The organism is Rothia sp. HMSC062F03 (assembly GCF_001836905.1).
GTDB lineage: Bacteria > Actinomycetota > Actinomycetes > Actinomycetales > Micrococcaceae > Rothia > Rothia mucilaginosa_A.
In genome coordinates, this window is sequence record NZ_KV830882.1 from 307,469 (window position 1) to 323,120 (window position 15,652).

Sequence of the window (15,652 nt, forward strand, 5' to 3'; positions counted from 1 at the left end):
ACGGGTGCCCCTGCGTAGGCGCGGAGGAAATATGTGGCGTACCCTCCCCTAACCCCTGTAGGAGCGTGGATAACACCGTCCCTTTGCTGTACCCGCGCAGGCAGGCGGCATCGCCCGTAGTGACATCAGGGTGCCCGAGCTCTGCGAGGGCGGGTGCCCTGTAGGAACGAGGGCGAGCGCCGCCTTCCAAGCCAACCAGCAAGCCAACCAAGCACAAAGGAACCACGCGGAGCCATCCCAACCCAGCTCAAAAAAATATCAAACATTTAACTTACGAAGCCGCGCCCGATTCTGCTAGGGTGAACAAGTTGTGCTTCTAGCCTGCGCAAGCTCATCCCCGGATCCGGTACCGCCGCATCCATGTTTTGGAGCCGCAGGCGCCGTTGCACGCGCATCACACAGAAAGAAAAAACTAAGACATATGTCTTCGAAGTCGACTAAGACCTCATTCGGGCTATCGCCCATTTTTATCGTAGTTCTGGCGCTGCTGACCGCGATTGCGCCGCTTGCTACGGACATGTACCTTGCCGCACTGCCCGCTGTCGCGGAGGACCTGAACACCACCAGCACGAACGCATCCCTGACGTTGAGTGCGTTCATGGTGGGTATGGCGCTCGGCCAGCTGGTCGTGGGTCCCCTCTCTGATAAGACGGGCCGCCGCAAGCCGCTGCTGATTGGTGCGGTTATCTGCTTTATTGCGACGGTGGCGTGTGGTTTCGCTCCGAACATTGAGCTGCTGATTTTTGCGCGTTTCATGATGGGCTTCACCGGTTCGATCGGTGCGGTGCTGGCGCGTTCTATCGTGGCTGATACGACTGAGGGTCTGGCGACCGCTAAGCTCATGGGCGTCATGATGATGATTAACGGCTTCGCGCCGGTGCTTGCGCCGCTGTTTGGTGGCTGGGTGCTGTCGTGGGGTAGCTGGCGCGATATTTTCCATGTGCTCGGCGTGGTGACCGCGGTCATGATGCTCGGCGTGATCTTTGTGATTAAGGAGACCCTGCCGGTGGAGGAACGCTACCAGGGCACCGCCCTGAGCGTGTACTCGGAGTTGCCGAAGGTCTTCAAGATTCGCCGCTACCTGGGTTTCATGCTGACCATGTGCTTCGCGTTTGGTGCGCTGTTCTCGTACATTTCTGGTTCGACGTTTGTGCTGCAGAAGATTCTGGGCCTGTCCGAAACCCAGTTCACGATTGTGTTCGGTGTGAACTCGCTGGGCATTGTGCTGTTCAGCGCGATTGCAACCAAGCTGGTTGGACGCGTGGCGCAGCGCCGCATCGTGAACACCGGTGTGGTGAGCCTGCTCGTGGTGTCCGTGCTGCTGACCGTCAGCTTCCTGATGGGTATTTCGCTGGTGCCGACGCTGATTCTGCTGTTCCTGCTGACCAGCTCCTGCGGCCTGATTTTCGGTAACGCTTCCGCACTGGCGCTGAACGAGGCGCGCCACATGGCGGGTAGTGCTTCGGCGGTAATGGGCACGGTTCAGGCTCTGCTGGGTGCTCTCGCGGCGCCGCTGGTGTCGATTGCGGGTGAGCACGAGTACCTGCCGATGGGCTTCTCCATTCTGGGTTTCGCAATCCTGACGGCGCTGGTCCTGTGGCTGACCCCGCGTAAGGATTCGGACTACTCGGCGGACGGCAAGAGCCACGGCGCCGGTGAAGGCCCCGGTGCCACGGCGGCGGGTCACTAACCGCTCACAAGTACGTATCTGTGCATACGCCCGGAAGGGGCGGTGTTATCCGTAAGCGACATCAGGGTGTCCGAAGCGAAGCGAGGACGGGTGCCCCTGTAGGAGCGTGGATAACACCGTCCCTTTGCTGTACCCGCGTAGGCGCGGAGGAAATATGCGGCAGTCCCTTTTTGTACGCGTTTAGCTCTGCTGCGCCAGGTAGTTCAGCAGGGTCGCAGTCAGCTCCGGGTCGTGCGCTAGCGCCGTGCCGTTCAGGTGGGTCACCGGCGCAATCAGACGCACCGACGACGCCAACCACACGCCGTCCGACTCAAACAAATCCTGCGGGTAGAGCGGGCCGAAGCCCAGCTCCCAACCGGCCTGGCGTGCCGCCTCGAACACCGCGCCCTGCGTGGTGCCGGGAAGGATGCCGTGGCTCGGCTCGGGCGTGTACAGCACCTTCTTGCCGTCCTCAATCTTGGCGACCAGCACCGAGGAGGTGGCGCCCTCGAGCACGCGACGCTCGTCGGTGATGAAGATTGCGTCATCCGCGCCGCGCTCCTGCACGTACCGCAGAACCGCCATGTTCACGGCATAGGAGAGGGTCTTCGCGCCCGCCAGAAGCCACGGGTAGGCGCTGTTGTCCATCGGCTCGTGACCGCGCGGCAGCAGCATCGCCTTCACGCCCTCGGTGCGGCGCTTCACGATGGATGCGGGCACCGGCGAGGCAATCAGCAGCGTGTACGGGCCCGGCTGCATGGAAGTGACCGCCTGGGTGGGGCCGCGCGAAATAATAATCTTCACGATGTGCTCTTCGCCCAGCGCAGTCTCGGCACCGGCGGTCGCCTCACGCATGAGGCGCTCCACCGCCGAACGCAGAATCTCGGGTTCCGGGTCGGGCAAATCCAGCATGCGCGCCGACGACTCGAGGCGGGACAGGTGCATGCCGAGCTTACGCACGCGACGGTTGACGGACAGCATGGTCTCAAAGACGCCGTCGCCGCGGGTGAAGCCCTGATCATCAACGCTGATGAGGGGCACGGAGGGATCCACGAAGACACCCTGCGGGTTCTGCTCGTTCAGAAGAATTACGGTACTAGACATAGTTTTATTGTACGTTCGCAGCCGAACCGTAGGCAGGAGGCGCCGTACCTTCCTGAAGCGACATCAGGGTGCCCGAGCTCTGCGAGGGCGGGTGCCCCTGTAGGAGCGAAGGAAGAGTGCGAGCGCCTCCGTACCCATATCCCAAACAGAGCTAGGCGCGGAGGAAATATGCGGCACCCGCGACGTATCCCAGCGCGGGAGGACGGTATCGCCCGTAGTGACATCAGGGTGTCCGAAGCGAAGCGAGGACGGGTTCCCTGTAGGAACGAGGGCGAATACCGTCTCCCGAGCGGAGCCACGAAAGCGGAACCAGAAGCGGAACGGTCTAGCCCCAGAGGAACTGAATCGTACCCGCCGCAATAGATGCACCGTAAGCAACCGCAATGATGACGGCGGCGGCAATACTCACGTGCACGTCACGGCGCGAATAGGACGGCACACGAGCCCAGGTGCGTTCGCCCGCGCCGAAGCCGCGCGCCTCCATGGTGATGGCCAGGCGGGAGCCACGGCGGATGGCCTGCACGAGCAGGGCGAAGCTTTGTCCGCCGAAGGTTTGGGCTCGTCCGGCGAGGGATTGGCCTGCGCCGAGTCCGCGGGCGCGTCGTGCCTGGCCGAGGGCGTTCCACTCGGCGAAGAGGATGCCGACCAGGCGTAGCGCGGCGATGGTGGCGAGCACGAATCGTGCCGGCAGTTTGAAGGTCTGTGCGAGGGAGTCGCCGAGGTCGGTCGGGTCGGTGGTGAGCACGAACGCGAGGGTGGGCAGGACCATGGCGAGGGAACGGATCATCATGGCTGCGCCGACGGCTGCGGAGTCGGTGGTGATGGTGTTGAAGCCGAGGTTGAGGATCACGTCGCCGGTTTTGGCGCTGAGCATGGCGACGGACCAGCCGGTGGTGATGACGGCGATGAGGATGGGCCAGAATCGGGCGAGGACGTTGACGGGCCGGAACCCGACGAGGATGAACCCGAGTAGTTCGAGGGCGAAGAGGATTCCGGAGGTCAGCGGGTCGCGCACGATGAGCGCGGCGATGATGAGGGCGAAGGAGACGATGAGCTTGACGCCGGCGTTGAGGTTGCTGAAGTAGCTGGTTCGGTCGATGGTGCCGAAGAAGTCGGTGTTCATTCGTTCTCCTTTCCGGAGGTTGCCTGGAGTCCGGAGGGTTCGGAGGCTTCGAGCGCTTCGAGGGTGATGGATTTGCCGCCGAGTGCGGCGGTGTAGTCTTCGTCGTGGGTGATGGAGATGACGGCGGTCCCGTCGGCAAGGAGTTCGCGAATGAGGTCGACGAGTTCGGCCCAGGTGCGGGCGTCCTGCCCGAAGGTGGGCTCATCGAGAATGAGTATTCTCGGTGCGGTGGCGAGCGCGGAGGCGACCGAGAGTCGTCGTTTTTCGCCGCCGGAGAGGGTGAAGGGGTTGGCGTCGAGCAGGTGGTTGAGGCGCAGGCGGGCCGCCAGGTCGTCGGTGCGAGCGGCGAGCTCATCTTCGTCGAGGGGAACGCGGTTGAGCGCGGCGAGTCGGCGGGGGCCGAGCTCGAGTTCTTCGCGTACGGTTCCGCGGATGAACTGGTATTCGGGTTCTTGGAAGACGTAGCCGATGCGGCTGAGCATTTGGGCGGGGGTCCAGGTGGGCACGTCCCAGTGGGCGCGCTGGCTATTCTGGCCGCTGTCCCGGCCGGCGCCGTGGTCGCGGAGCGTGTCGGTGGCGGCGAGGGTGCCGTCGGGGGCGGTGAGCAGACCCGCGAGGGTGAGCGCGAGGGTTGATTTGCCGGCGCCGTTGGGGCCGAGCACGCTGAGGTGTTCGCCGGCGCGCAGGGTGAGGTTGATGCCGCCGCGCAGCACGGGCAGGTCGACGGGTACGGGCGCGGGGGTGTCGCCGAGGCGTTTGATGGTGCGTCGGCGGGCGCGTCGCTGCTTGGGGGTGGGTTGCGCGCGGGTAATGCTGAGGTTTTCGGCGCGCAGTAGCGCTTCGCCGTGTTCGCTATCGCTGTCGTTCTGCGGTGCACGCGGCACGTAGTCGGGCACCCACACGCCGGCGTCGATGAGATCCCGACGGGCTTCGGCGAGCACGGTTCCGGGCGCGCCGTCGTGGGTGATGGTTCCGCCCGCGCCGAGCACGATAATGCGGTCCATGTGCGGCGCCCAAATGCTCACGCGGTGTTCTACGACGAGCAGGGTCGCGCCGGTGGCTTGCGCAGCGGTGAGGATGCTGTCGCGTACTTCCTGCACGCCGGAGGGATCGAGGTTGGCGGTGGGTTCGTCGAGGATCATGGCGCCGGGGTGCATCGAGAGGATGCCCGCCAGGCCGAGGCGCTGTTTCTGCCCGCCGGACAGTGCGCTGCTGGGGTGGTCGAGGGGCAGGTGGTTGAGCCCTACTGCGGTGAGGGCTTCGGTGACGCGGCCCCAGATTTCTTCGCGGGGTACGCGCAGGTTTTCGGGGCCGAAGGCGACGTCGTTGCCGACGGTTGCCATGACGATGGAGGATTCGGGGTCCTGCTGCATCATGCCTGCGGTGCCGCGTGCTTCGGCGGGTGCTTGCCCGTTGATGGTGATGGTGCCGCCGGCGGATTCCCCGTCGTCATCGTGGAGCACACCGGCGATGGCGTGCAGGAGCGTCGATTTGCCGGCGCCGGAGGTGCCCAGTAGCAGGACTTTTTCACCGGGGTTGATGGTGAGGTTGAGTCCGTTGATGACCGGTTCTGGGCGGCCGGGGTGGTGCCAGCTGAAGTTGTTGAGCTCGATGCGCGCCCCGCGCGGTGTTGCTTCCATGATGGTTCCTTAGCCTTTTGTGTGGCTGCTGTAGTGTGCCGAGTGGTGAGTGACTAGTTGGTGGTTAGCGGCTGGTCTTGCCGGATGCCAGCGAGGAGAGCACACCGGTCTTGGCGAGGTTCTGCACGAGAATCCATGCGAGGAAGCCCGCGATGACTGCGCCGGAGATGACGGAGCATGCTACGTAGATGATTGCCTTGACCGGTTCCATGTCGGGGTAGTAGATGAAGATTTCGTTACCGCCCATGAACAGACCGCAGAGTGCGCCGGCGAAGACCGCTACGAATGCGTCCCAGCGACGGTAGCGGAAGATTGCGAAGGCGATTTCAGCGCCGACGCCCTGGAAGAAGCCTGCGATCAGGATTTCGCCGCTCCACGCGCCGCCGGTGAAGAGTACGGAGATGAATGCTGCGACGATTTCGCAGAAGAGTGCTGCACCGGGCTTGCGGATGAGCAGGCCGCCGAGGGTGCCGCCGAGCAGCCACGCGCCGCCGATGATGGGGCGGAATTCGGGTGCTGCTACGAGTGCGGTTTTGGTGGCGGGGCTAACTGCGATGTCCCAGATCCAGAAGATGACGGCGCAGGCTACTGCGATAACTGCGGCGATGACGATTTCGTTGACTCGCCAGCGCAGGTTCGGCTTCTTCGGTGCGTCCTGCGTTGTGGAGGTAAGGTTCTGTGACATTGGTGGTCCTTCCTTCGTTGGAAGGGGAATGTTCTCGCCCTCTGATTGGACGAGGGCATTGAGAAGAAATTCGACTCCCTACGCCGGTACTAACCGGATCAGGTTCGAGGGTCTGCTTAGCACTCTCAGCGCCGCGGTGGCGCTCCCCTGTCGTTTGGGGTTCCTTGTCCGTACCGTTGTGGTGCGGGTGGGAACCCAGGTTCGATTGTAGGCGTGTCTGGCTGTTCGCGCCAATTTGCGGCTTTTTGTTTTCTTCTTCTGCCCGCATTACAGAATTGCACGGTGTACAATTTTGGGACGGAGCGGCTCCAAGGCGGCACGAACGCCTTAAACCCTATACGCTAGGGAGTGGCGCTCTTTTCTCACCCAACCCCGAAGGGGTTCGGGGGTGAGGCGCCGCATCATTAACACCAAAGGAGATACATATGAATCCCGTCGCAAAGCTTGCTCTCGCGGGCCTGAACATGGGCGCTGCTGCCCTGGTTGGTAAGGGCCTGGGCGCAGCCTGGACCAAGGCTACCGGTAACCAGCCTCCCGCCATTTCCCACGACTCCGAAGATACTCTGCGTCAGGTCATCCTCTGGACCGTCCTGACCTCCGTCGTGGGCGCCGTTGTCAGCTTCGGTATCGCCCGCGCGCAGCGTCGTTTCTTCAAGTAAAGACCATCCCTGAATGCTTCGTTCAGCGATGCGGGGCGGTGCGTACCTTCGCGGTGCGTACCGCCCGCGCTTTTCTAACGCGTACCAGCCTCCCGCAGTACCGGCCGATGCGACGCCGCTCGGCCATTTGAAAGCCCCTTCATGATGATTCGTTCCTCCCGCCAGCAGAAGCCTGCCCGTCCCGCCGTGGACCACGCTACGAGTCGCCGTTCGGTGACCGCGTGGGTCCTGTGGGATGTCGGTTCGTCGAGTTTCGACTCGATTATGATGACCTTCATCTTCACGGTCTACCTGACCAGCGGTTACTTCGGCACGCCCGAGCAGACCTCTTCGGCACTGTCGCTGGGTCTGACGGTTGCGGGTTTCCTCATCGCGTTTCTCGCCCCGGTCACGGGCCAACGCAACGACAGGTCGGGCCGCGGCATCTTCTGGCTGGGCGTGAACACGGTCCTGCTCGTGGCGTTTATGGCGGCCTGCTTCTTCGTCGCCCCCGACCCAGGCTACCTGTGGCTGGGTGTTTTCCTGGTGTCTGCCGCGAGTGTGTTTAGCGAGTTCGCGTACGTGAACTACAACGCGGTGCTGCCGCGCGTGTCGAACCCGAATAATATCGGTAAGATTTCGGGCACCGGCTGGGCCGCCGGTTACATTGGCGGCATCCTCGCTCTGGCCGTGGTGCTGTGGGGCTTCGTGCTGTCCCCCTCGTCCCTGGGCTTGAGCGAGGAGGGGGCTCTCAACATCCGCGCGGTGACCCTGTTCGCCGCGGCCTGGTGCCTCGTCTTCTGCGTGCCGCTGCTGATTCGGATGCGCACTCGCGAGCGCTTCCTGCCGGAGGTGCTGCCCACCCGCGAGCTGCGTTTCCTGGAGCTGGGCATGGAGCGTCTCTCCCCCGCCCGCCAGGGTAGCCTGCTCGCCTCTTACAAGGCGCTGTGGCGCACCATTAAGCGGCTGAAGATGACGTCCCCGCAGACCCTGTGGTTCCTGATTGCTTCGGCGGTGTTCCGTGATGGTCTGTCCGGTATTTTTACGTTCGGCGGTATTCTTGCGGCGGGCACGTTCGGTTTCAGCACTTCCGAGGTGATTCTGTTCGGTATTGCCGGTAGCGCTGTCGCGGCGGCTGGCGCGATCCTGGGCGGCTACCTGGATGACTACCTGGGCCCGAAGGCAATTATTGTTATCTCGCTGGTCGGCATTATCTTGGCGGCTACCCCGCTGATGTTCTTCCCCGAACCGGGCGTGTTCTGGGTATGCGCCCTGCTGCTGTGCCTGTTCGTGGGTCCGGCGCAGTCGGCCTCCCGCACGTTCCTGGCTCGCCTGGCCGAGCCCGGCACCGAGGGTGAGCTGTTCGGACTGTACTCGACGACCGGCCGCGCCACGAGCTTCCTGGCGCCGATGCTTTTCGGCCTGTTCGTGAGTATTCTGGGCGCCCAGATTTGGGGTGTTGTCGGCATCCTCGTGGTTGTGGTTGCGGGTCTGCTGATGCTGCTTCCGGTAGAGGCTCCCGGGCCCCTGCGGGTGCGGGCAAGCCGCCGCGAGAAGGTGAAGTCTTAGCCGCGGCGGGGCCCACGCGGTGCTCACACGTTGAATCCTGCGGGTCAATTCCCGCGGTCAGATTCCGCGCCCCTCACCGGGGTACGGCGAAGGGGCGGGCAGAGTTAATCTGCCCGCCCCTTCGCTATGCGCCATCGGCGCTAGGGTACGCTCATCGAGCTACTCGGTCACCACGTCGTCGTCTGCCTCGGCGGCCGTCTCGGTGGAGCCTTCCGAGGTCACCTCGCGGTTTTCCTCCGCCTCGTCCAGGACCTCTTCGCTGCCGGTTATCTGAGCCCAGGTCGCGTCGTCAATCAGCGGATCGTCAATCACGCGGACCCACAGCATCGAACCAGCCGCCAGAGCGCTCAAATTCTCGTCATACGCCTCCGCAGGCAGACCCTCAAAAATCTCAGCCAGACGCGCAAACAGGTCATCATACGAAATGTCGCCCTCAGCCTGCAGCCAGCACTCAGCCGCGAACTCCGACAGCTCATTCAGCTCAGTGTCACACAGCAGCAAGAACGGGCCGTCCTCACCCACACGCACACCCGAAGTGCCCGGCATACGAGACACCGCAATCGTACCGTTCAAGAACACACCCGGCAGGTGATCCTCAACCGTGTACTTCTCCAGGCTCTCAACCTCATCAGCGCCCGGCAGCTCACCACCATTCAGCAGATCCTGAACCAGCGGCAGGGTGTCCTCAACCTCCGAGTACACCAGGCGCCACACGCCGCCGCAACGCTCTACCAGCTTGGCCAGCGACACGACGCCCTCGGGGTGCTTCGCCAGGCCCGAGCTCTGCTCGCTCAGGAACACCAGCGCCTCGTGCAGCGGCACGCGTTCCAGGCGCGGCTCCTTGGCCTGCTCGTCACGCGAAATCAGCACGATACGGGTCAGCTTGTAGCCGCGGTCCTCGGGGTCGACCACGTTCAGACCGGCCTCAACCGGGTTCTGCTGTTCCTTCGGTGCATTCGGGTCGACAATCACCGACAACGGCTTCGGGTAGGGGGTCACGAAACCTTCATCCGAGATGACGGCGGTCTCGTCCGTCAGGTACGCCAGCTTCGAGCCCAAGAAACGCGAGGCCGTGGTCTTGCCGCTACCCGAAACTCCCACCAGGGCCAGGGCGCGCTTCGACTCGGGGTCACCGATAACCGCCGAATGAAGCATCACGCCGCTACCCACCAGCTGCTCAATCATCGCAACGGTGATGCGGCTCGTCAGGTCCTGCAGGCCCTGCTCCACGCTATCCACGCGCAGCGTGCCAACCTTCATGAACGGGCCCATCAGGGGCTGGGCTATGTCCAGAATCGGGGTGTCAGATACGGGGTGCACCAGCAGCACCTGGTCGTGGTTCGAAACCGCCTCATACGCCTCGTCCGGGGTCTCAAAAAATTCGGGGTTCAGCGGCTCCCAGGCACGCTTAAAACCCTCGATAAAAGCCTCAGACTGGTCAATCAGGTAGACGGAAACCTCCGCGCCCGCCAGGCGCAGAACAACAGGAAGCAGATTCATAACAATCCTTCAAATGAGTGAGAGAATAGCCCCGCACGCGAGTGAACGCACGAGACGCCGGGCGTACGCCCATATGAGGAGGCGCGGGCGACCCAGCCATGCAGGCCACCCGCGCCCCAACCCCGAACGGGAATAGACTACGACTCCGTCGGAATCATCGTCTGATGAAAATTCAAATAACTACGCGAAGCAGTCGGGCCACGCTGACCCTGGTAACGGTTACCGTACGCGCCCGAACCGTACGGATGCTCGGTCGGGCTGCTCAGACGGAAGAAGCACAGCTGACCCACCTTCGAACCCGGCCACAGCATAATCGGCAGGGTGGCCATATTCGACAGTTCCAGCGTCACGTGGCCCGAAAAACCGGGGTCGATAAAACCGGCCGTCGAGTGGGTCAGCAGGCCCAGACGACCCAGCGAGGACTTGCCCTCCAGGCGGGCGGCCACGTCATCGGGCAGGGTCACCTTCTCATACGTCGAGCCCAGCACGAACTCACCCGGATGCAGGATGAACGGCTCGTCGGGAGCCACCTCCACCAGACGCGTCAGGTCCTCCTGCGGCTGCGCGGGGTCGATATGCGGGTACTTGTGGTTATCGAACAGACGGAAGAAACGATCAATCCTCACGTCCACACTTGCAGGCTGAATCATCGACTCATCGTACGGATCAAGAACGATGCGTCCATCAGCAATCTCTTGACGAATATCGCGATCTGAAATAAGCACGTTTAAAGGATACCTGGCAGAGCCCGCAGACCGCAGGCTCGAGCCCGGCACGACCCGGGTGGTGCGTCACATTGGGCGGGGTGAAACATTTCACGAACCGGCACGGTACACGCTAGACTGGAGGGGATGCGGCTGTAGCTCAATGGTAGAGCGCACGCTTCCCAAGCCTGATACGCGGGTTCGATTCCCGTCAGCCGCTCTTCCAGAACCTCTCACTAAATGGTGAGGGGTTTTTATTTTGGGTTGGAGGTGGCGGTTGGGCCAAGAGTTTAGGATGCCGCTTGGGTTGGACGGGTCGAGGCGGTATGTTCCTTGCTCCTGCAGGGAACCCGTCCTCGCTCCGCGTCGGACACCCTGATGTCGCGACGGAACATACCGCCTCTCCCCTACCTCTCTCCCCCTCCCTGTGGTGCGAGGTAGGGTGCGGCTGTGCGTTGGGGAACGAACCGCGGGACGCTCGGCTTGGGAAGAGTGTGCGCCGGAGGAGGGGAAGGGATACTCCGGTTAGGTACCGCTGACAGCTCGCCGGGAAACGAAGGTTGGCAACCCAGTATGGCGGTGGTTCTGTAGGGAGGTCGGGGCGCCTTCCCGAGGGCTCATCGAGACAGGGCTTGTTGTAGCCCCATACGAGCGCGCAGCACAGCTATACCTTCCTGAAGCGACATCAGGGTGCCCGAGCTCTGCGAGGGCGGGTGCCCCTGTAGGAGCGAAGGAAGTGTATAGCGGGCCAAGCACGCGCATCAAAGCAAGCCATCAACTCCGGCAAGCTCCTCTGCAGGAGCGAAGGAAGTGTATAGCGAGCCAAGCGCACACACCTCACAACGATTGAAGGATGTTCAACTCACCACACAGTTGTGCTAACCTAACCACAGAAATTCAATGAGAGATTTTCTCAAAAAACATCTACTCGACGACGAATCGTAGACCCGCATGACCCGCGAAACGCACCCCTACACCACCCCCGCACGCCCCCTCGACCTGAACCTCTACCTCGTCACAGGCGACAACCCCCTCGAAACCGTCCGGGCCGCCCAACACGCCACCTGCATCCAAGTCAGGTCCAAACCCATCAGCGCGCGCGAGCTCTACCAGCTCACCGAAGCTATCGCCGGCATCATCCAGCCGCACCAGACCCTCCTCGTCGACGACCGTGTAGACGTCGCCCTCGCGTTGCGTGCCCGCGGCGTGCGCGTTGACGGCGTGCACATCGGTCAAGACGACCTGCCCGTAGCCGACGCCCGCGCCCTCCTCGGCGCCGACGCGATCATCGGTCTGACCACCGGCACCCGCCAGCTCGTCGAAGAGTCCAACAAGATTGCGCACCTTATCGACTACATTGGCACCGGGCCGTTCCGCCCCAGCCCCACCAAGCAGTCCAACCGCCCGCCCCTCGGCATTGATGGGCTCCGCGAACTTGCCGAGCTGTCCGCCGTGCCCACCGTAGCTATCGGCGACATCACCCCCGAAGACTGCCCCGCCATCCGCACCACCGGAGTTGCCGGAATCGCCATGGTCCGCGCCTTCGTCGACAACCCCGCGTTGCAGGCATAGCCATGACCATCACGATTATTGGCGGCGGAATCATTGGCCTCACTACCGCGTTTGAGCTCACCGAACGCGGCGAGAACGTGCACCTCGTCGATGCCGAAACCAGCGACTACGGCACCGCCGACGACGGTACGGCGCTCTACCCCGCCGCCAGCCACTACGCCGGCGGTATGCTCGCGCCCATCGCAGAAGTGCAATTCCAGCAGGACGCGCTCTTCCCGCTCATGACCACCAGCGCCGACGCCTACCCCTCCCTCATGGGCAGGCTCAGCCGCGCCACCGACCTGCCCACCGGCTACGACACCACCGGCACGCTCATCATCGCAGCCGACCGTGCCGACGCCGAGCACCTGCAACGCACCCGCGTCTACTACCGGGACATGAACCGCCCCGCAGACCCCGTCACCCCCACGCAGGCACGCACCCTCGAACCGCTCCTGGCGCCGCGTATCGCCGGCGCCGTGAGCATCCCCAGTGACCATCAACTGCACCCGCGGCTCATGAGGCGCGCCCTCAAAGACGCCCTCACCCGCCGCGGCGTCACCTTCAGCGCCGAACGGGTCACCGACCCGGACACGGGCGACATTATCTGCACCGGACTAGGGGCAACACTGCACGGGGACTACCCGCTACGCCCCGTCTACGGGGACATTCTGCGTCTGCGCGCCCCGCGGCCCATCCTCAAGCACGTGGTGCGCGGCTACGTGAACTCCCGCCCCGTCTACCTCATTCCCCGCCCCGACGGGGAGCTGTGCATCGGCGCAACCAGCCGCGAAGACCACCGCACGCTGCCCGCCATTGACGGCGTACACCAGCTGCTACGTGACGCAATCCGGCTCGTGCCCGCCGTTGAAGAGTGCGAGCTTCTGGAGGCGAACGTCGGCGCCCGCCCCGGAACCCCGGACGACCTGCCCATCTTCGGGCACCGCACCCGTGCTGACGGCACCCGCCAGCTCGTGTCCACGGGCTATTTCCGCCACGGTATTCTGCTTGCCGCGCTCGCCGGCAAGGTTGGTGCGGAGGTCGCCTGCGGGGCTGAGATTCCGCCCATCATGCAGGCGTGCGACCCGGCACGATTCACCCACTAAACACAGTCCCTGCCGGGTGCACCCCGGCGCCCTCACGAAAGGATTTCGCGTGATCATCACCTACAACGGCGAGCCGCTAATCACGAATGCCCGCACCGTATTTGACCTTGTCCTGGACCAGTTTGGTACCGAAAATGGCGTGGCTGTGGCGCTCAACCGCAGTATCGTGCCGCGTTCCACGTGGCTGGATATGCCGCTGAACGAGGGAGATAGGGTTGATGCCCTCACCGCCGTTCAGGGCGGCTAATTCTCCAGCCTGAACCGGAGAGATACTCACCGGCAAAAAAGAACAGATATTCTCGGTTTTTGTTCCCTAAACCGGGCGCACCGTAGCGCCCCGCACCAACCAGCAAACCCCGTTATCTAGACGTTCCCACAGAGGAGAACTCATGAGCCTCACACCGCTCACCATCGGCGACCGCACCTTCACATCCCGCCTCATCATGGGCTCCGGAGGCGCAACCAGCATGGACCTGCTCGAGCAGGCGCTCATCGCATCCGGTACCGAAATGACGACCGTTGCCATGCGCCGTCACGCCGCAGGAACCCCCATTTTTCCGCTTCTGCAGAAGCTCAATATCGCGCCGCTGCCCAATACCGCAGGGTGCCGCACCGCAGCCGATGCGGTGATGACCGCGATGCTCGCCCGCGAGGCGCTGGGCACTTCCTGGGTGAAGGTCGAGATCATCCATGACGAAGACACCCTACTGCCGGACACCGTGGAGCTGTTGAACGCTTGCGAGCAGCTGGTCGCCGAGGATTTCACGGTGCTCGCGTACACCTCTGACGATCCGGTGGCTGCCGCTCGCTTGGAGGATGCGGGCGTTGCGGCGGTTATGCCGTTGGGCGCGCCGATTGGTACCGGCCTGGGCATTTTGAACCCGCACAATATTGAGCTGATTGCTTCTCGCGCGCAGGTTCCGGTGGTTCTGGATGCTGGCGTGGGTACCGCCTCCGACGCGGCCCTGGCGATGGAGCTCGGTTGTGATGCGGTGTTGTTGGCGTCGGCGGTGAACCGTGCTGAGGATCCGGTTGCGATGGCTCAGGCGATGAAGTTTGCGGTGCAGGCGGGCGCGTTGGCGCGTGAGGCTGGCCGTATTCCGGTGCGTGAGCACGCGAAGGCGTCGTCACCGTCGGAGGGTTTTGTCTCGTGGATGTAAACCTTTCCCCTACCCCGGTGAATCCGGAGCATGCGCGCCTGGATCGCGAGCGCACGGACCGTCAGCGTCGCCTGCCGGGCTTTGATCAGGATGCGGTGGCGGCTGCCCGCGTGTTGGTGATTGGTGCTGGTGGTTTGGGTTGTCCGGTGGTGCAGGCGTTGGCGGCGGCTGGTGTGGGGTATCTGCATATTGTGGATTCTGATTCGGTGGAGCTGTCGAATATTCAGCGTCAGCCGCTTTTTGGTGTGCCTGATGTGGGTGAGCCGAAGGCGGAGGTTGCGGCGCGCCGTGCCCTGGAGTTGTGCCCGTCGTTGACGGTTGAGACAACGATTCGGCATGTGGATGCGTCCTGGATTTTGGATCTTTTCGCCGCGTCGGCACCGGATTGTGTGGTGGATTGTACGGATACGTTTGCGTCGAAGTATCTGATTGCGGATGCTGCGCAGGTTGCGGGTTTGCCGCTGGTGTGGGGCACGGTTTTGCGTTTTGGCGGGTCGGTGAGTCTTTTTGAGCCGGATGGTGCGCATTTGCGTGATATTTTTCCGACGATTCCGCAGACGGTTGAGTCGTGTGCGCTTGCCGGGGTGTTGGGTGCGACGACGGCTGTGGTTGGTTCGCTGATGGCGACGGAGGTGCTCAAGTTTGTGAGTGGTTTGCCGACGGCGGCGGGTACTCTGCTGACGTATGATGCCTTGTCGGGTACGTGTACGTCGTTTGGGGCGGTGCCGGATCCGGCGCGTGTGGTGCCGGTGGATTTGTCGGCGCATGAGGTTCCGCAGGTTCTGCTGGATGTGCGTGAGGTGCCCGAGCGTGAGGAGTCGGTGAAGCATGAGGGTTCGTTGCATTTGCCGCTGTCGCAGCTGAGCGATGCTGAGGGGTCGCTGTTGCCGGCAACCGACGTGCCCGCGGAGCTGCTGAGCCTGTTTGAGTCGGTGCGTGATCAGCGTGTGGGCGTTTTCTGTGCCTCGGGTGCGCGAGCGCAGCGCTTTGTACAGGCGTATGAGCAGCTGGCGGGCGAGTACGGGGTGCGCCTCACGGCTATCTAAGCGTGTACGAGGCGTAGCTATCCCTTCCGGAAGCGACATCAGGGTGCCCGAAGCGAAGCGAGGGCGGGTCCCCTGCAGGAGCGGAGGAAGGGTATAGCGCGCCTAATCGTAAGGAAAGCGGTATCGCCCGTAGTGACATCAGGGTGCCCGAAGCGAA

The 15,652-nt window shown here is 63.3% G+C and carries 14 protein-coding genes, 1 tRNA gene and 1 riboswitch; of the genes, 9 read left to right on the top strand and 6 right to left on the bottom strand.

Going from position 1 to position 15,652, the window contains the following annotated elements:
- Positions 1-421: 421 nt before the first annotated feature.
- Positions 422-1,690, top strand: coding sequence for a multidrug effflux MFS transporter (locus tag HMPREF2674_RS05545; protein WP_070825050.1), 1,269 nt, complete (start codon positions 422-424; stop codon positions 1,688-1,690).
- Between the two features lie 180 nt (positions 1,691-1,870).
- Here HMPREF2674_RS05545 and HMPREF2674_RS05550 read toward each other — a convergent pair whose 3' ends face one another.
- From HMPREF2674_RS05550 to HMPREF2674_RS05565, 4 genes are all read right to left on the bottom strand, one after another.
- Positions 1,871-2,773, bottom strand: a complete 903-nt coding sequence (locus HMPREF2674_RS05550; protein WP_070825051.1) for an aminotransferase class IV — start codon at positions 2,771-2,773, stop codon at positions 1,871-1,873.
- A gap of 325 nt (positions 2,774-3,098) precedes the next feature.
- Complete coding sequence (locus tag HMPREF2674_RS05555; protein ID WP_070825052.1) at positions 3,099-3,896, bottom strand: energy-coupling factor transporter transmembrane component T family protein; 798 nt, start codon at positions 3,894-3,896, stop codon at positions 3,099-3,101.
- Positions 3,893-5,536: an ABC transporter ATP-binding protein gene (locus HMPREF2674_RS05560; RefSeq protein ID WP_070825053.1), complete on the bottom strand. Its 1,644-nt coding sequence runs from the start codon at positions 5,534-5,536 to the stop codon at positions 3,893-3,895. Before HMPREF2674_RS05560 ends, HMPREF2674_RS05555 begins: the two co-directional genes overlap by 4 nt.
- A 64-nt stretch (positions 5,537-5,600) precedes the next feature.
- On the bottom strand, positions 5,601-6,221 hold the full coding sequence (locus HMPREF2674_RS05565; protein WP_070825054.1) for an ECF transporter S component: 621 nt from the start codon (positions 6,219-6,221) through the stop codon (positions 5,601-5,603).
- Between the two features lie 58 nt (positions 6,222-6,279).
- A riboswitch (TPP riboswitch) is annotated at positions 6,280-6,380 on the bottom strand.
- 266 nt (positions 6,381-6,646) lie between these two features.
- On the opposite strand from HMPREF2674_RS05565, the gene HMPREF2674_RS05570 reads away from it, so the two are divergent.
- Both HMPREF2674_RS05570 and HMPREF2674_RS05575 read left to right on the top strand, forming a co-directional pair.
- The gene (locus HMPREF2674_RS05570) at positions 6,647-6,880 is read left to right on the top strand and encodes a DUF4235 domain-containing protein (RefSeq protein ID WP_049334047.1); all 234 of its coding nucleotides are present in this window, start codon (positions 6,647-6,649) and stop codon (positions 6,878-6,880) included.
- A gap of 141 nt (positions 6,881-7,021) precedes the next feature.
- Positions 7,022-8,428 (top strand): MFS transporter, encoded by a 1,407-nt coding sequence (locus tag HMPREF2674_RS05575; protein ID WP_070825055.1) that lies wholly within the window; start codon positions 7,022-7,024, stop codon positions 8,426-8,428.
- Between the two features lie 159 nt (positions 8,429-8,587).
- Here HMPREF2674_RS05575 and HMPREF2674_RS05580 read toward each other — a convergent pair whose 3' ends face one another.
- Both HMPREF2674_RS05580 and dcd read right to left on the bottom strand, forming a co-directional pair.
- Positions 8,588-9,928 carry a P-loop NTPase family protein gene (locus HMPREF2674_RS05580; protein ID WP_070825056.1) on the bottom strand — a complete coding sequence of 447 codons (1,341 nt, stop codon included), beginning with the start codon at positions 9,926-9,928 and terminating at the stop codon, positions 8,588-8,590.
- Between the two features lie 137 nt (positions 9,929-10,065).
- The gene (gene dcd, locus HMPREF2674_RS05585) at positions 10,066-10,653 is read right to left on the bottom strand and encodes a dCTP deaminase (protein ID WP_049334044.1); all 588 of its coding nucleotides are present in this window, start codon (positions 10,651-10,653) and stop codon (positions 10,066-10,068) included.
- Positions 10,654-10,781: 128 nt separating this feature from the next.
- On the opposite strand from dcd, the gene HMPREF2674_RS05590 reads away from it, so the two are divergent.
- The 6 genes from HMPREF2674_RS05590 to HMPREF2674_RS05615 all read left to right on the top strand — a co-directional run bounded on the left by HMPREF2674_RS05590 (position 10,782) and on the right by HMPREF2674_RS05615 (position 15,495).
- A tRNA-Gly gene (locus tag HMPREF2674_RS05590) sits at positions 10,782-10,852 on the top strand.
- 731 nt (positions 10,853-11,583) lie between these two features.
- The gene (locus tag HMPREF2674_RS05595) at positions 11,584-12,204 is read left to right on the top strand and encodes a thiamine phosphate synthase (RefSeq protein ID WP_070825057.1); all 621 of its coding nucleotides are present in this window, start codon (positions 11,584-11,586) and stop codon (positions 12,202-12,204) included.
- A 2-nt stretch (positions 12,205-12,206) separates the two neighbouring features.
- On the top strand, positions 12,207-13,289 hold the full coding sequence (gene thiO, locus HMPREF2674_RS05600; RefSeq protein WP_070825058.1) for a glycine oxidase ThiO: 1,083 nt from the start codon (positions 12,207-12,209) through the stop codon (positions 13,287-13,289).
- A 49-nt stretch (positions 13,290-13,338) separates the two neighbouring features.
- Complete coding sequence (gene thiS / locus HMPREF2674_RS05605) at positions 13,339-13,536, top strand: sulfur carrier protein ThiS (RefSeq protein ID WP_049342886.1); 198 nt, start codon at positions 13,339-13,341, stop codon at positions 13,534-13,536.
- Between the two features lie 142 nt (positions 13,537-13,678).
- Positions 13,679-14,449 carry a thiazole synthase gene (locus tag HMPREF2674_RS05610; RefSeq protein ID WP_005509016.1) on the top strand — a complete coding sequence of 257 codons (771 nt, stop codon included), beginning with the start codon at positions 13,679-13,681 and terminating at the stop codon, positions 14,447-14,449.
- Positions 14,440-15,495 carry a ThiF family adenylyltransferase gene (locus tag HMPREF2674_RS05615; protein ID WP_070825059.1) on the top strand — a complete coding sequence of 352 codons (1,056 nt, stop codon included), beginning with the start codon at positions 14,440-14,442 and terminating at the stop codon, positions 15,493-15,495. The genes HMPREF2674_RS05610 and HMPREF2674_RS05615 overlap by 10 nt, the downstream gene beginning before the upstream one ends.
- Positions 15,496-15,652: the final 157 nt, after the last annotated feature.

Bases quoted from the DNA above. Each gene is read 5' to 3' on its own strand.
- HMPREF2674_RS05545 (WP_070825050.1), top strand. From the start codon at position 422: ATGTCTTCGAAGTCGACTAAGACCTCATTCGGGCTATCGCCCATTTTT.
- HMPREF2674_RS05550 (WP_070825051.1), bottom strand. From the start codon at position 2,773: ATGTCTAGTACCGTAATTCTTCTGAACGAGCAGAACCCGCAGGGTGTC.
- HMPREF2674_RS05555 (WP_070825052.1), bottom strand. From the start codon at position 3,896: ATGAACACCGACTTCTTCGGCACCATCGACCGAACCAGCTACTTCAGC.
- HMPREF2674_RS05560 (WP_070825053.1), bottom strand. From the start codon at position 5,536: ATGGAAGCAACACCGCGCGGGGCGCGCATCGAGCTCAACAACTTCAGC.
- HMPREF2674_RS05565 (WP_070825054.1), bottom strand. From the start codon at position 6,221: ATGTCACAGAACCTTACCTCCACAACGCAGGACGCACCGAAGAAGCCG.
- HMPREF2674_RS05570 (WP_049334047.1), top strand. From the start codon at position 6,647: ATGAATCCCGTCGCAAAGCTTGCTCTCGCGGGCCTGAACATGGGCGCT.
- HMPREF2674_RS05575 (WP_070825055.1), top strand. From the start codon at position 7,022: ATGATGATTCGTTCCTCCCGCCAGCAGAAGCCTGCCCGTCCCGCCGTG.
- HMPREF2674_RS05580 (WP_070825056.1), bottom strand. From the start codon at position 9,928: ATGAATCTGCTTCCTGTTGTTCTGCGCCTGGCGGGCGCGGAGGTTTCC.
- HMPREF2674_RS05595 (WP_070825057.1), top strand. From the start codon at position 11,584: ATGACCCGCGAAACGCACCCCTACACCACCCCCGCACGCCCCCTCGAC.
- thiO (WP_070825058.1), top strand. From the start codon at position 12,207: ATGACCATCACGATTATTGGCGGCGGAATCATTGGCCTCACTACCGCG.
- HMPREF2674_RS05610 (WP_005509016.1), top strand. From the start codon at position 13,679: ATGAGCCTCACACCGCTCACCATCGGCGACCGCACCTTCACATCCCGC.